This is a genomic window from Sphaerisporangium fuscum, assembly GCF_018531465.1.
GTDB classification, from domain to species: domain Bacteria; phylum Actinomycetota; class Actinomycetes; order Streptosporangiales; family Streptosporangiaceae; genus Sphaerisporangium; species Sphaerisporangium fuscum.
Genome location: NZ_JAHDTF010000017.1, coordinates 173,762 through 189,407 on the forward strand (window position 1 = coordinate 173,762; position 15,646 = coordinate 189,407).

The 15,646-nt window shown below is 73.6% G+C and carries 9 protein-coding genes; 8 read left to right on the top strand and 1 reads right to left on the bottom strand.

Going from position 1 to position 15,646, the window contains the following annotated elements; all coding sequences use genetic code 11:
• Window positions 1–23 precede the first annotated feature (23 nt).
• The 5 genes from KIK05_RS22235 to KIK05_RS22255 all read left to right on the top strand — a co-directional run bounded on the left by KIK05_RS22235 (window position 24) and on the right by KIK05_RS22255 (window position 6,731).
• The gene (locus KIK05_RS22235) at window positions 24–341 is read left to right on the top strand and encodes an MGMT family protein (RefSeq protein WP_214412771.1); all 318 of its coding nucleotides are present in this window, start codon (window positions 24–26) and stop codon (window positions 339–341) included.
• Window positions 342–412: 71 nt separating this feature from the next.
• The gene (locus KIK05_RS22240; RefSeq protein ID WP_214412706.1) at window positions 413–3,373 is read left to right on the top strand and encodes a CDP-glycerol glycerophosphotransferase family protein; all 2,961 of its coding nucleotides are present in this window, start codon (window positions 413–415) and stop codon (window positions 3,371–3,373) included.
• Window positions 3,374–3,476: 103 nt separating this feature from the next.
• Window positions 3,477–4,046 carry a type II toxin-antitoxin system PemK/MazF family toxin gene (locus KIK05_RS22245; protein WP_214412707.1) on the top strand — a complete coding sequence of 190 codons (570 nt, stop codon included), beginning with the start codon at window positions 3,477–3,479 and terminating at the stop codon, window positions 4,044–4,046.
• A 92-nt stretch (window positions 4,047–4,138) separates the two neighbouring features.
• Window positions 4,139–5,008: a GNAT family N-acetyltransferase gene (locus KIK05_RS22250; RefSeq protein WP_214412708.1), complete on the top strand. Its 870-nt coding sequence runs from the start codon at window positions 4,139–4,141 to the stop codon at window positions 5,006–5,008.
• A gap of 271 nt (window positions 5,009–5,279) precedes the next feature.
• The gene (locus tag KIK05_RS22255; RefSeq protein WP_308250056.1) at window positions 5,280–6,731 is read left to right on the top strand and encodes an aminotransferase-like domain-containing protein; all 1,452 of its coding nucleotides are present in this window, start codon (window positions 5,280–5,282) and stop codon (window positions 6,729–6,731) included.
• Window positions 6,732–6,756: 25 nt separating this feature from the next.
• On the opposite strand, the gene KIK05_RS22260 is transcribed toward KIK05_RS22255, so the two are convergent.
• Window positions 6,757–7,845 carry an epoxyqueuosine reductase gene (locus tag KIK05_RS22260; protein WP_214412710.1) on the bottom strand — a complete coding sequence of 363 codons (1,089 nt, stop codon included), beginning with the start codon at window positions 7,843–7,845 and terminating at the stop codon, window positions 6,757–6,759.
• A gap of 191 nt (window positions 7,846–8,036) precedes the next feature.
• On the opposite strand from KIK05_RS22260, the gene KIK05_RS22265 reads away from it, so the two are divergent.
• The 3 genes from KIK05_RS22265 (at window position 8,037) to KIK05_RS22275 (ending at window position 15,602) form a co-directional block, all read left to right on the top strand.
• Entirely contained in the window at window positions 8,037–8,474 is a 438-nt protein-coding gene (locus KIK05_RS22265) for a winged helix-turn-helix transcriptional regulator (protein WP_214412711.1), read from the top strand.
• 536 nt (window positions 8,475–9,010) lie between these two features.
• Window positions 9,011–12,157, top strand: a complete 3,147-nt coding sequence (locus KIK05_RS22270) for an ATP-dependent helicase (protein ID WP_214412712.1) — start codon at window positions 9,011–9,013, stop codon at window positions 12,155–12,157.
• An 88-nt stretch (window positions 12,158–12,245) separates the two neighbouring features.
• Entirely contained in the window at window positions 12,246–15,602 is a 3,357-nt protein-coding gene (locus tag KIK05_RS22275; RefSeq protein ID WP_214412713.1) for an ATP-dependent helicase, read from the top strand.
• Window positions 15,603–15,646: the final 44 nt, after the last annotated feature.

Sequence of the window (15,646 nt, forward strand, 5' to 3'; positions counted from 1 at the left end):
TGAACGCCGCCCCCGCCGCCGACCTGCCGAGGGAGCCAGTGAGCGATCCGACCCCCTTCGCCGAGCAGGTGCTCGACCTGGTCGAACGCATCCCGCCGGGGAAGGTGATGTCCTACGGCGACATCGCCGAATACCTCGGCGAGGGCGGCCCCCGGCAGGTGGGCCGCGTGATGTCCACCTGGGGCGGCGGCGTCCCGTGGTGGCGCGTCGTGCACGCCGACGGCACCCCTCCGCCCGGACACGAGGCCAGGTGCCTCGGGCACTGGCGCGACGAGGGCACCCCGCTGCGCGGCGAGCGCGCCGACATGCGCCGCGCCCGGTGGCATGGTGATCACCAGTGAGTTCTCAGAGACTCGCATTACCATTCCAGAGACGCCCTTCGTGGTGAGACTGGAAAGGCGGTGACTCCCCGATGGCCACCGGTGCCACGCCCGCGCAGACCGGCGACGTCGTCGCCGATCGGCTGCGGGCCGCCCAGGACCTCTACGACAGGGGAGAGCCGCTCGACGCGCTGATCGCCGCCGTCCACTCCACGGGGCTGTCCCGCTCGCAGCGCCGCAGGCTGCACGCCGAGGCCCTCAACGGCGTCCTGGCCCTTCGCCTGGAGACCGCCGCCCGCCGCGACGCCTCGCGCCTGCGGCACGCGATCGACCTGCTGCGCGACTACCTCGCCGAGGTCGAGCCGTCGGTCAAGCGCCGCCTGCCCGTGGCCCGCAGGCTGGCCTACCACCTGGTCGAGCACCGCGACCCGCGGGTGCTGGCCGAGGGGGACGAGCTAGCGGGCCTGGTCGCCGCGGCGGCCGAGCCGTCCCGCAGGGCGCGGCGGGGCCTCGCCTGGTACGCCGACCTGCCGGTCCACGCGCCGCCCTCGCTCCTCCGGCTCCGCCGGGCGGACCTCGTGCCGCAGACCGAGGTCTCCGACCTCTCCTGGCGCGACGGACGGTTGGAGATCACCGGCACCGCCTACATCGCGGGGCTCTCGGTACGCAGCGGACGCTTCAACCGGGCCACGGTGGTCCTCAGAGGCCCCCGCTGGGTGCCACCGATCTACGCCCGCACCAGACGCGTCTACAGCCCGCAGGCCACCCACGGGGCGGCCGAGCCGGGCTGTAACTATGACTGGGCCGGTTTCGTCGCCGAGGTGCGGCCCTGGTCGCTGCGCTGGCGTACGGCGATCCGCGCGGCCGTCCACGGCGCGCGCAGGATGCTGCGGGGCCGCCCGCCCGTCCCCGACACCACCACCTGGCGGGCCGACATCGTCATCTGGAGCCGTGGCGCCCGCGCCACCGGGGCCGTCCGGGGGCCGGTGCTGGGCCGCACCGAGCGGCCGGCCGGACTGCGCGTCCGTCCCGGCTGGTCGGTCTGGCCGGCGTGGACGTCCGACCGCGCCCTGCAGATCGTGCTCCAGCCGACCAGGGCCGAGCTCACGGGCGTCGGCCACGACGGCGACCACGTCACGCTGACCGGGTTCCTCCCCGGCACGACGGCCACGAAGGGCAGGGCCCGGCTCGGCGGTCACCGCATCGCGGCGGAGTTCACCCCCGTCGAGGGCGGCACGAGGTTCTCCGTCCCGCTCGCCGTCTCCGCGCTGATGAAGGAGCGGGACGCCCGGCGGCTGTGGGTGGAGCCCAAGGGCGACCCCGCGGCCCCCGTCATGATCGGTGACCAGACCGAGACGCGCTTCGGGATCGACCGCCGCGAGATCACGGTGCTGCGCGACCGCCGCGACCGCGCGGTGGTGGCCGCCCACCGGGTCTGGCCGGTGATCACCTCCGCCCAGTGGGCCGACGACGGCACACTCACCCTGGCCGGCACCTACCCCGACACCGATCCCGGGCTGCGCGAGCTGGTGCTGCGGCAGCGCGCAGGGCTGTCCTACCGCGTACCGCTCGTCCGTTCGGGCTCGGAGTTCTCCGTGCGCGTCGCGCCGCACGCCATGCCGAGGTTCGGCGGCACGGTCGCGCTCGCCTCGGGCCCGTGGAGCCTGTCGGTCGCGGGCGGCAAGGGCACCACCGCGCCGCTGCGCGTCGATCACCGGCTGCTCGACACGCTCGACGAGGGCGTCCACATCGTGGGCGACCGTGAGTACCGCCTGGTGGCCACGCGGTTCGACGTCCCGGTGCTGGTCGCCGGCGAGCACCTTCCCGACGACGAGAAGGGCGCGAACGGCCTGTGGGCGATGCGCCGCGTCCACTACCCGGCCGAGCGGCGCCGCGAGCTGCGCGAGGCGACGGTGTACGTCGCCTTCGACGGCCGGTCCTACTCCGACAATCCCCGCGCGGTGTACGAGGAGCGGCTGCGGCGCGGTGACGACCGTGAGCACATCTGGGTCGTCAAGGACGGCGGGTTCGTCCCGCCAAGCTCGGCCGAGCTCGGCCTCGGTCCCGGCATCGTGCCCACGGTGGTGCGCGAGGGCAGCCGCGAGCACTACAGCGCGCTGGCCCGCTCCCGCCACATCCTGACCAACAGCCTCCTGCCGCAGTGGTTCCGGGCCCGTGAGGACCAGATCTGCGTGCAGACCTGGCACGGCACGCCGCTGAAGAAGGTCGGCGGCGACCAGCGCCACATGTCGCGCGAGCCGAGGCCCGCGGCGTGGTACCGCCAGGCCGCCGAGGTGGCCAACTGGGACCTGCTGGTCACCCAGAGCCCGTGGGCGTCGACGTTGCTGTGCCGGGCGTTCGGGTATGCCGGGGAGATCCTGGAGACCGGGTACCCGCGCAACGACGTGCTCGCCTCCCCCGACCGGTCGGAGCTGGCGGCGGCGATCCGCCGCAACCTCGGCATCCCGGTGGGCAAGCGGGTGGTGCTGTACGCCCCGACCTGCCGTGATCACGACCGCAAGAACAGCACGGTGCGGCTCGACCTGGCCGAGGCGCGGCGGGTGCTCGGCCGCGACCACGTGCTGCTCGTGCGGGGCCACATGCTGCAGGCGCCGCCGGTCGCCCCGGGGCTGGTCGTGCCCGGACCGACTGCGCTGGTCCGCCCGGGGCCGATGACCCGGGAGTACCCTTTCGCGCTCGACGTCACCACTTATCCGGACATCGTCGACCTGCTGCTGATCGCGGACGTGCTGATCACCGACTACTCCTCGGTGATGTTCGACTTCGCGGTGACCCGCCGGCCGATGATCTTCTTCGGCTACGACCTGGAGCGCTACCGCAACACCCGCGGTCTCTACCTCGACATGCGCGCCGAGGCGCCCGGCCCGCTGCTGTCGGAGGCGGGCGACGTGATCGAGGCCGTGCGGCTCATCGACGCGCTCTCCGGCGACTACGCCGACCGCTACGACGGCTTCGTGCGCACCTACGTGCCCCGGGACGACGGGAAGGCGACCGCCCGCCTGGTCGACCACGTCTTCGCTCCGCCGTCCTGAGCGCCTGGCGGGCCGGTCACCCGCGGCTCGCGGGTGACCGGAACAATGGGATGATCCATATTCGGCCCGGTCGGATCGGGGCGAATCGGGGGAGCGGAGAGCGATGGTGAGTGCCCAGTCCGGCGCCGTACTTCTCGCGTGCGCCGCCGTGCTCGTGGCCGCCGTGGTCGTGGCGGCCCTGCTCGTACGCAGGGCGTCCACCCATCGCGCGCCGAAGGCGTCCGTCCCCGGGCGCCGGACGTCCCGGCCGTCCCGCAGGCGGGGGGCCAGGCCCCCGGCGGGGCCGGGGCGCCGTACGCCGTCCGTCCACTCCCGCCCGCCGAGCCCGGCCTGGGAGTCGCGGCCCGCCCCCGGCCAGATCTGGTGGGCCGACGTCCCCTACTCCGACGGCTCCGGCTCCAAGGTCCGCCCCTGCCTGGTCGTGCGGACGCACCCGCGCGGCGCGGAGGTGCTGAAGATCACCAGTCAGGACAAGTCGCAGCGCGACGACCACTTCCCGATCCCCACCAGGAGCTGGGACCGCGACGCGGTCAAGGACAGCTGGCTCGACGTGTCCGAGCCCCACTTCGTGGCCGACCGCGGCTTCAGGAACCTCGCCGCCAAGGCCTGCGACGCCCGTACGTGGCAGCGGGTCACCCGCGTCCAGGCCACCGGCTGGGTCTACGACGACTGAGCCGGCTGTTATGTCGAAAATCGGTGGATATGCCGGGTGGGTCTGGTCGATGATGCCGGACTGAAGCTCCGCAAACGCATCTCGGGGGACATGTGGAACCGATCTTCGCTGACCATGCGAGCGCCGTCGACGTGCGGGTCCGCCGGCTGACCTTGGACGACCTGCGCGACTGCCTGCTGCTGGCCATCGACCGCCAGTGGCTCCCCGAGGAGGCCAAGTGGCGGCTGCTCTTCGAGGTCGGCGAGGTCTACGGCATCGACGACCCGGCCGGCGGCCTCGCCGGGACGGTCGTGCTGACCCGGTACGGCGCCACCCTCGCCGCCGTCAGCATGGTGCTGGTGGCGTCCCGCCACGGGCGCAGGGGCCTCGGGCGGCGGCTCATGGAGCACGTCCTGGCGCGGGCCGGTCAGGCGACGGTGTTCCTCACCGCCACCGAGTACGGGCGTGGGCTGTACGAGAAGGTGGGCTTCGAGACGATCGGCAAGGTCGTCACGCACACCGGCCGCCTGAGCCTCCAGCCGGAGGACTTCAAGCACAGTGGCGTCCGCCCGGCGCACGAAGGGGACGTGGCGGCCGCCGTCGCCCTCGACGCGCACGCCTCGGGTGCCCCGCGCGAGAAGGTCATCACCCGGTTGTTCACCTTCGCCGAGCGGTTGCGCGTCGTGGAGCGTGACAACGAGATCGTCGGGTTCGGGGCCGCGTGGCGCAACATCGACACGGTCGTCGTCGGGCCCGTGGTGGCCGGCGACACGGCCACGGCCCGGGCGCTGGTCACCGAGCTCGTCAGCGACGCGCACGGGCAGGTCCGCCTCGACCTGGACACACGGCACGCCGAGCTGACGGCCTGGGCGGCCTCCCGGGGCCTGTCCCCGGCCTTCTCGACCGCCCTGATGGTGCGCAACGGCCCGCTCCCCGGCGCCCGCGACCACCTGTTCGCCCCGGTCATGGTCGCTTTGGGGTGAAGAATTCGGACGGCGCCCAGTCCCGGCCGTCCCTGCTGTCGACCCCCACCAGGGGGCCGGCCAGGGCGAGGAGCACGAGCAGCACCACCATCACGATCATCTCGACCTCCGCCGCATACGGGGTTCCGGGTTTTTGGTCCCGCCCCTTCCTTTGGCCTCCAAGTCTTTGGCAAAGTGGACGGCGGATCCCAGGGCCAATAAGGGGAACTTTCAAGGGCCAATGAGGTGACGAATGGACGAGCCCGGCACGTTTCGGCCTACCGAGAGCGACGTGATCGACGCCTTCGCCGGATGGGCGACCGGCACCGGGCCGCTCTACCGCCGCCTCGCCGACGGCATCCGCAAGGCCATCCAGGAGGGCACGCTGCCACCCGGGCAGCGCATGCCCCCGGAACGCCGGCTGGCCACGGTGCTGCGCGTCAGCCGTACCACCGTCGTCGCCGCCTACGAGGCGTTGCGCGACGCGGGGCTGATCGAGAGCCGCCGGGGGAGCGGCACACAGGTGGCCCGGAACGCCCTCCGGCGCCCGCCCCTCACCGACGGGCGGGTCCCCGGCGGTAAGGCCACCTCGATCTACCAGCGCCTCATCGACGGCCCCGCCGACCTGATCTCCCTCACCTGCTCGGCCGAGGGCGCCGTCCCGGAGCTGGCCGTAGCCCTGCGCGAGCTGGCCGGGGGCGACCTGTCCGTCCTGCTCGACGAGCCCGGCTACCACCCCACCGGGCTTCCGGAACTGCGCGAGGCCATCGCCGCCTACCTCGCCGACACCGGGCTGCCCACCGCCCCCGACCAGATCCTCGTCACGACCGGGGCGCACCAGGCGCTCGCGTTGGTCTCCGAGCTGTACCTCCGGCCCGGCGGCGCCGCCCTGACCGAGTCGCCGAGCTGGCCGTGCTGCCTCGACCTGTTCCGGGCGCGTGGAGCTCTCATCGAGACGGTGCCCCTGGACGACGAGGGCCCCGACGTCCGGGCCCTGGCGGAGGCCCTCGCCGCCCGCAGGCCCGACCTGATCTACCTCATGCCCACCTTCCACAACCCCACCGGGCTGCTGACCTCGGCCGCCCGGCGGCGGCGTGTCGCCGAGATCGCCGCCAGGTACGACGTCCCGATCCTGGAGGACAACGCCTACATCGCCCGGACCTGCCTGGACGCGACCCCGAGCCTGCTGGCGGCGTACGCGCCCCGGGGCGCGGAGGTGCTGTCGGCCGGGTCTCTCGCGAAGGTGATCTGGGCGGGGCTGCGCATCGGCTGGGTACGCGGGCCCGCGGAGATCATCGAACGGCTCGCGCGGCGCAAGGCCCTGGCCGACCTCGGCAGCCCTGTCATCGAGCAACTGCTGGCGGCTCGGCTCGTCCCACAGATGTCCCGCATCCAGGCCGCCCGCGCGCCCGTTCGCGAGGCCCGCCTCGACCACATCGAGAAGCTGCTGCGGGAACGGCTGCCGTCCTGGCGCTGGCGCCGGCCCGACGGCGGCAGCGGGCTGTGGATCGAGCTGCCGGGGGTCGACGCGACCGAGTTCGCCCACGTGGCCCTGCGTCACGGCGTCGAGGTCGTGCCGGGCGCCACCACCGACCCCACCGGCACCCACGACCGCTACATGCGCGTCCCGTTCACCTACAGCGTCGAGGTCCTCGACCGCCTGGTGGACCGCCTGGAGCGCGCCTGGTCCGAAATCACCCGCCACGGCCCCCTCGAACCCCACCACGCCCAGATGGTGGTGTGATGTCGCGTGTGGCCCGGTTCGCGGGTCACTCCGAGTCGGGTTCCTGTCGCCGTTCGGGCCGGGAGTGCAGGGCCAGGGGGACGTGCCTGAGGTTCTTGTGCGGGAAGCGGCGCCGGGCGTGGTCCTCCGCGGGCGAGCCAGGGGCGACGTACAGGGTCTCGACCTTGTCCTGCAGGGGGCGCAGAACCTGGTCCATGAACTCCTTGCGGTCGTCGAGATACGGCGGCAGGACGTCCTCACCCGCCGGGCAGACCGCCATGCAATACGCGGCCTTGTAGCTCGCCTTGAAGGACAGGCTCTGCCACATCGAGGCGTTCTCGGAGTCGGTCACCCGTGAGCGGAACTCGGGCCCGTCGGTGCTGTCGGCCACGGTCTCGGCCCAGTCGGTGAACCCGCCCATGAACTCCCGGTAGTTGTGGGTGAAGCAGGCCAGGAAGTCGAAGCCACCGTCCTTCTTGATCGCGCCGATCGGACAGGCCGCGACGCACAGCTTGCACTCCAGGCAGGGGTTGTAGTCGATCGGCTCGCCGTACCGGCTGACCTCGGCGTCCACCAGGAGCGTCGCGAGGAGGACGAAGTTGCCGAACCTCGGGTGGATGACGTTGCGGTGCACCCCCATCGCGCCGAGCCCCGCCGCCACCGCGACGGTCTTGTGGGCGACCACCCAGATGCGGCCCGGGTAGCCCTCCATCTCCATCGGGAAGGTGGCCGACGGGTTGATCGCGCGGTGGCCGGCGTCCTGGAGCGCCTGGACGATCGTGCGGGCCGCGTCGTTGACGATCTCGCCCGACCGGTGGAACTCCTGGTTGGCCACGCTGCGGGCCGGCGATCGCACGTTGTCCCTGTTCATGCGCACCACCAGTGAGATCAGGGTGCGGGTGCCGGGGAGCGCGGCGAGCACGTGCGGCCGTTCGCCCGCGAGGTCCGGATGGTCCAGCGGGACGGCGGCCACGTCGTCGGCGCCCGCGTCGAGGCACAACTGGCGCAGCCAGTCCGCGTCGATCACTTCGACGGGATCCCGGGGAGAGGCGGCGCGCCGGGCCCGTACGGCCCGCACCGATGGATGGGCTTCGAGCCTGGCCGGCAATGTGGGCCGGTCCTGCCGCTGTGTCACGGTTCCCTCCCGCGTCAGGCACTCCACGTGCGTGTCGTTACCGGTATATCGAGGTAAGTTGGATTTCACAACCCACTAGGTGCTGACGGCTTGTTCGTCGGAGTGGTCATCGCGGGCAGGTAGGTTGGAATTCCGGACCGACGGGCGGATGAGATCCCGTTCGCCGGTCGCGGTCGACCGGGAGGTGGACGGTGGCCGGACACGGCCGAGAGTGCTCGATCGCCAACGCCCTTGGGGTGATCGGCGAGCGCTGGAGCCTGCTCGCCATGCGCGAGATCATGCTGGGCGAGCGCAGGTTCGACCAGATCGCCCGTAACACCGGCGCCAGCCGTGACATCCTCGCCACCAGGCTGCGCAAGCTGGTCGAGGCGGGCGTCCTCGAGAAGCGGCAGTACGAACGGCATCCGCCGCGCTACGAGTACGTCCCCACCGAGGCGGGCCGGGCCCTTCATCCGATCCTGCTCAACCTCATGGAGTGGGGCGACCGCTACGTCACCGACGGCCCCGCGCCGACGGCCTGGCGGCACTCCTGCGGAGCCGAGTTCCACCCGAAGACCGTCTGCGCCGACTGCGCCGAACCTCTCACCGAATCAGACATCACCACCATCCGCCTCGGCCCGGTCCACTGACCACCCCGCACAGCGCCCCGGGCGGCCCCCGCCGTACACCGGCGCCGGCTTCGCCGTACACCTCCCCGCCGCCCCGGCGCCGAGTGGAGAGCAGCGGACCGCGTGCGGGTTGGGCCGGGGTGCGGTGGCCGGGGGGAGAGCGGGCGCGGAGCGGGTGGAGGACGGGCAGGGGGCTCCGTTGTCGGGGGCGCTCTTGTTCCGGCGCCGCGTCGATGGGACGCGGTGCGGCGAATCCGGCGCCGTCGTACGGCGGTCGGTGCGGCGAATCCGGCGCCGTCGTACGGCGGTCGGTGCGGCGAATCCGGCGCCGTTGTACGGCGGTCGGTGCGGTTCTTCGTCCGGGCTTCGTCTGTTATGCGTGTCACTTCCAAAATGCGGAAGTAGCCCCCGATAAGCTGGTTCGTCGCTCGCGGTGGAGATCCACCCGGAGCCGTACCGGTCGAGTCGGCACGATCTACGTGTGTGGTCTGGTGGAATAGCGTGTTGTGAGTGGTCAGACCTACCGTCTGGTGCGTCGGGGAATCGCGGGGCAGGCGATGCCTCCTGCTCTCGACGAGCACCAGCGGGCGGTCGTACGCCACCAGGCAGGTCCGCTGCTCGTGCTCGCGGGCCCCGGCACCGGCAAGACCACCACCATCGTCGAGAGCGTGGTCGACCGGGTCGAGCGCCGCGGGGTCGACCCCGAGCGGGTGCTCGTGCTCACCTTCAGCCGCAAGGCGGCCGAGGAGCTGCGCGAGCGTATCACCGCCCGCATGCGCCGCACCACGCGAACGCCCCTCGCCCTCACCTTCCACAGCTACGCCTACGCCCTGCTGCGCCGCGAGGCCGTCCTCGCGGGGGAGGCCCCGCCGCGCCTGCTCACCGGCCCCGAGCAACTGCTGGAGATCCGCCGCCTCCTCCACGGCGAGCTGGAGGACGGCGCCCGCCACTGGCCGTCCGACATGCGCGAGGCCCTGAAGACCCGGGGGTTCGCCGAGGAGCTGCGCGACTTCCTGGCGCGGGGCGCCGAGCGCGGGCTCGACGGCGAGGATCTCGTGGTGCTCGGCCGCGAGCACGGCCGGGCCGACTGGGTGGCGGCCGGCCGGTTCGCCTACCGCTACGCCGACCGTTTCGACCTCGACCCGACGCCGGCGCTCGACTACTCCGAGCTGATCCGCGCCGCCGCCGGGCTGCTGCGCGACCCCGACGTCCGCATGCGGGAGCGTTCGGCGTACGACGTGGTCTTCGTCGACGAATACCAGGACACCGACCCGGCGCAGGAGTTCCTGCTCCAGCAGCTCGCCGGGGACGGCCGCGACCTGATCGCCGTCGGCGACCCCGACCAGTCGATCTACGGTTTCCGTGGCGCCGACGTGCGCGGCATCCTCAACTTCCCCGAGCGGTTCCGCCGCGCCGACGGCCAAGAGGCCCCCGTCGTCGCCCTGCGCGTGTGCCGCCGCAGCGGCGCCGAGCTGCTGGCGGCCTCCCGCCGCGTGGCGTCCCGGCTGCCCGTCCCGCCGTCCACCCGGCTCTCCCACGGCGACGACCACCGCGGCCTGACCCCCGCCAAGGGCGCCGACCCGGGCGAGGTGCGGATGCTGCTGGCCGACAGCGAGACGCAGGAGGCCGCCGTCGTCGCCGACACCCTGCGCCGCGCCCACCTGCTCGAAGGGGTGCCCTGGTCGCGCATGGCCGTGCTGGTGCGTTCGGCGAGCCGGCAGGTGCCGATGCTGCGCCGCGCCCTGGTCACCGCGGGCGTGCCCGTCGTCGTGGCGGGCGACGAGGTGCCGCTCGTCCAGGAACCCGGCGTGCGCCCGCTGGTCACCGTGCTCCGGGTGGCGCTCCACCCCGGCACGCTGGACGTCGCCACCGCCGAGGAGCTCCTCACCGGTCCCATCGGCGGCACCGACGCCATCGGCGTGCGCCGCCTGCGCCGGGCGCTGCGGGTCGCCGAGCTGGAGGCCTCGGCCCTCGATGACGGCACCCTGCCCATGCCACCGCGCTCGTCCGACGAGCTGCTGATCGCCGCCGTCCGCGACGCCCGCGAGCTGATCCCCGTCGAGGAGTACATCGGGGCCTGCGCCAGGCGCGTGGCGGCGCTGATCGGCGTGGCCCGCGAGGCCGTACGCCGCGGCGACACCGCCGAGGAGGCCCTGTGGGCCATCTGGCAGGCCTCCGGCCTCGCCGAACGGTGGACCGAGGCCAGCCTCGCCGGTGGCGCCCGGGGGGCGCAGGCCGACCGCGACCTCGACGCCGTGGTCGCGCTGTTCGACTACGCCGCCCGCTTCGTCGACCGCCTCCCGCACGCCGGGGCCGAGGTGTTCCTCGACGACCTGGCCTCCCAGGAGATCGCGGGCAGTTCGCTGGCCGAGCACGCCCCCGACGGCGAGGCCGTGCGCATCCTGACCGCCCACCGCTCCAAGGGCCTGGAGTGGGACGTCGTGGTGGTGGCGGGCGTACAGGAGGGCGTCTGGCCCGACCTGCGGCTGCGCGGCTCGCTGCTCGGCGTGGAGGAGCTGGTCGAGCTGGCCGAGGGGTCGGCCCTCGACGGCGACGACGCGGCCGCCGCCGCCCTGGCCTCCAAGCTGCTCGCCGAGGAGCGGCGGCTGTTCTACGTCGCCGCGACCCGCGCCCGCCGCCGCCTGGTGGTCACGGCCGTGGGCGGCGACGACACCGACGAGCGGCCCTCCCGGTTCCTCTCCGAGCTGCTGCCCGGCGCGGCGGAGGAGGCCGCCGTCGACGAGCGGGCGCGGTGGCTGAGCATGTCGTCCCTGGTCGCCGACCTGCGCGCGGCTGTCTGCGACCCGACCAGGCCCGAGGCGATGCGCAGGGCCGCCGCCGGTCACCTCGCCCGGCTCGCCCGCGCCGGGGTGCCGGGCGCCCATCCCGACGAGTGGTACGCCCTGACGCCGATCTCCGACGACCGCCCGCTCAGCTGGCCCGAGAACATCGTCCGCGTGTCCCCGTCGGCGGTGGAGAACTTCACCAAGTGCGGGCTGCGCTGGCTGCTGGAGACGGCGGTGGGGGCGTCCGGCACCGACATGTCCCGCAGCCTCGGCAGCGTCATCCACGCCCTCGCCGTGCTGGCCGCGGCGGGGCAGGAGGGCGACGCGCTCGGCAAGCGGCTCGACGAGATCTGGGACGACCTCGACTTCGGCGGCGTCTGGTTCAACCGCAAGCAGCGCAAGGTGGCCGAGCAGATGGTCTCCCGGTTCCTCACCTGGCACGAGCAGAACCCCAGGGAGCTCGTCGCGGTCGAGGAGGCGTTCACCGCCGAGCTGTCCCCGGGGGTGCACATCCGGGGCCGCGTCGACCGGGTCGAGCGCGACGGCGAGGGCCGCGCGGTGATCATCGACATCAAGACCGGCACCACCAAGCCGTCCGACCAGGATCTCGACCGCCACCCGCAGCTCGGGGTGTACCAGCTCGCCACGCTGCTCGGCGCCTTCGAGCGTCACGGCATGACCGAGCCGGGCGGCGCCGCGCTGGTGCAGGTCGGCAAGGCGGCCGGCAAGGACGCCAAGGAGCAGCGCCAGGGCGCCCTCGGCGACGACCCCGAGCCCGGGTGGGCCCGCGAGCTCGTCGAGACCGTCGCCACCGGCATGGCGGCGGGCGTGTTCACGGCCAAGGTGAACGACGGCTGCCGCACCTGCGCCGCCAAGGCGAGCTGCCCGGTGAACGACAGTGGGAGCCAGGTGTGCTAGCCGAAACTCGGATCTCCCTGGCCAGACGCTCCACGCGGCCCGGCACCACCAGTGGCCGGTCCCGGCCGGCGAAGGCGATGGGCGAAAGATGGCGCTAGGGCAAGAGGCCGCGCCCGCGCCCGGCGGGGAGGGGCCGCGTCCGGCTCTCATCGGGCCGGACGAGCTGGCCGAGAAGCTCGGCATCCCGCCGCCCACCCCCGAGCAGGCCGCCGTCATCGAGGCGCCGCTCGCGCCGATGGTCGTCGTCGCGGGCGCGGGCTCCGGCAAGAGCGAGACCATGGCCGGCCGGGTGGTCTGGCTGGTCGCCAACGGCTTCGTCCGCCCCGAGCGCGTGCTCGGCCTCACCTTCACCCGCAAGGCCGCCGCCGAGCTGGCCGCCCGCGTGCGCAAGCGCCTCACCCGGCTCGCCGAGGTCGGCCTCGCCCCGGCCGAGCTGCTGGACGCCGAACCCACGGTGTCCACCTACCACGCCTACGCCGCGCGGCTGGTGACCGACCACGCCCTGCGCGAGGGGCTGGAGCCGACCATGCGCCTGGTGACCCCGGCCATCTCGTGGCAGATGGCCGCGCGCGTGGTCGGCCAGTACGACGGGCCGATGGACCGCGTCGACCTCGCCCCGGCGTCGGTCACCGCCGCCGTCCTGGAGCTGGCCGGCGAGATGTCCGAGCACCTGCGCACCCCGGGCGACGTCCGCGAGATCGGCCACTGGCTCGCCGAGCGGTACGCCGAGCTCGACGGGCGGCCCACCCTCGCCCAGCGCAGGCCCGTCCGCACGCAGGACGTCCGCGAGCAGTTCCTCCCCCTGGTGGAGGCCTACGACCGGCTCAAGCGCGCGCGTGAGGTCATCGACTACGGCGACCAGATGGCCCTGGCCGCCCGCATCGCCGACCGGCACCCGGAGGTCGGCGTGGTCGAACGCGGGCGGTTCTCGGTCGTCCTGCTCGACGAGTACCAGGACACCAGCCACGCCCAGCTCGTCCTGCTGCGCGCGCTGTTCGGCGGCGGCCACCCGGTCACCGCCGTGGGCGACCCCTGCCAGTCGATCTACGGCTGGCGCGGCGCCTCCTCCGGCAACCTCAAGCGCTTCGTCCGCGACTTCCCGGCCGTCAACGGCGAGCCGGCCGCCGTGCGCAAGCTCTCGGTCAGCTTCCGCAACGGCGAGGGCGTCCTCCACGTCGCCGAACAGGTGCAGAAGCCCCTGCGCGCCGAGGCCGGGGAGGTCCCGGTGCTCGTCCCCGGCGACAACCGCGTCGGACGCGGCCGCGCCGTCTGCGCCTTCCACGAGACCGCCGACGACGAGGCCGACTGGATCGCCGAGGGCGTGGTCCGCATGCTCGGACGTGAGTCCGCGCCCGACGGCCTGCCCTGGGGGGACGGCGAGCGCGACAAGGTCCGTGACAAGGTCAAGTCCAGCGGGGTGTGGGGTGGTCCCCTGGCCCTCCAGCCGCAGGATTTCGCCATCCTGGCGCGCAAGCGCGCGCAGTTCCCGGCCCTGCGCCGGGCGCTGGAGGCGCGCGGCATCCCCGTCGAGGTGGTCGGCCTCGGCGGCCTCCTCACCGTCCCCGAGGTGGCCGACGTCGTGGCGACGCTGCGCGTGCTGTACGAGCCGACGGCGGGCGACGCGCTCGTCCGGCTCCTCGCCGGCCCGCGCTGGCGCATCGGCCCCGCCGACCTGAAGGTGCTCGGCGACCTTGCCCGCGAGCTGACCGTCGCCGACCGCCGCGGGCCGGTGGCCGACGACCCGCTGGAGCAGGTCGTCGCCGACATGGCCGAGGAGCGCGGCAGCCTCGTGGACGCCCTCGACGAGCTGCCCGAACGTCCCGAATGGCTGGAGCCCTTCTCACCGCTCGCGCGCCGGCGGCTGCCGCGTCTCGCCCAGGAGCTGCGGGTGCTGCGGGCGCACGCCGGGCAGCCGCTGCCCGACCTGATCACCGAGGTCGAGCGGCGCCTCGGGCTCGACGTCGAGGTGGCGGCGCGGGGCGGCGGCCCGCTCACCGCCCGCGCCGACCTCGACGCCTTCCTCGACGCGGCCTCCCGCTTCGCCGGCGACGCCGAGGATCCCACGCTCGGCGCGTTCCTCGCCTACCTCAAGGCCGCCGAGTCGGAGGAGTTCGGGCTGGAGGCCGGGCGGGTCGGCGAGACCAACAGCGTCAAGCTCATGACCGTGCACGCCTCCAAGGGCCTCGAATGGCCCGTGGTGATCGTCCCAGGACTGTCGCAGATCACCACGCAGAAGGGCGGGCTGGCCAAGGGCAGCGTGTTCCCCGCCACGCCCGCCACCAACTCCCGCTGGACCGAGAACCCCCGCAAGCTGCCGTACCCGCTGCGCGGCGACCGGTCCGACCTGCCGGCGTTGAACGGGCTCGAGAAGGACGACCTGGCCGAGTTCGACGAGCTCTGCCGTGACCGCGATCTGATGGAGGAACGGCGGCTCGCCTACGTCGCCGTCACCCGCGCCCACTACCTGCTGATCGCCTCCGGATACCGCTGGGGGACGGCCGCAAGGCCGCTCGAACCGTCGGACTTCCTGCTGGAGATCCGCGAGGCCTGCGGCCGGGTGGCCCACTGGGCGCCGGAGACCGGGGAGGACGCCGTCAACCCCCTGCTCGCCGAGCCGCCCGCCGCCGAGTGGCCCGTCACCCCGGACGGCGAGCGGTACGAGGCCGTGCGCGGCGGGGCCGAGATGGTCATGGACGCCATCAACGGCGTGTCCGCCCCGGCGCCGTCGGGGGAGGAGACGCCGATGCGGGAGTGGGAACGCGACCGGGTCCGGGCCTGGGCGCGTGACACCGAGCTGCTGCTGCGCGAGCGCGACCAGCAGCGGCGGCGCGGCGGTGCCGTCGTGGAGCTGCCCGCCCACCTGACCGTGTCGTCGCTGGTCACCCTCGCCTCCGACCCGTCCGCGCTGGCGCGGCAGATCCGCCGCCCGCTGCCGCACAAGCCCGCGCCGCTCGCCCGCCGGGGCACGGCCTTCCACCGCTGGCTGGAGGGCCGCTGGGGCCAGCAGCGGCTGCTGGACGACCTCGACCTCCCCGGCGCCTCCGACGACCTGTCCGAGGCCGACGTGCAGCTGGCCGAGCTGCAGGCGCGTTTCGAGGAGAGCCGGTGGGCCGGCATGGAGCCGATCGACCTCGAGGTGCCGTTCGAGACCATGATCGCCGATCGGCTGGTGCGCGGGCGCATGGACGCCGTCTTCCCCGACGGCGACGGCTTCGTGGTGGTCGACTGGAAGACCGGCGAGCCGCCGCGCGGGCGCGCCGCGAAGGCCGCCGCGGTGCAGCTGGCGGCCTACCGGCTCGCCTGGTCCCACCTCGCCGGCGTCCCGCTCACCAAGGTCGGCGCCGCCTTCCACTACGTGAAGGCCAACCAGACCGTCCGCCCCGTCGACCTCCTCGACGCCAAGGGCCTGGTCCGCCTCATCGAATCCATCCCCGAGGACCGCTGACGGCCGGGTCGTGATGCGACGACATCCAGAAGAGCCATGCGATC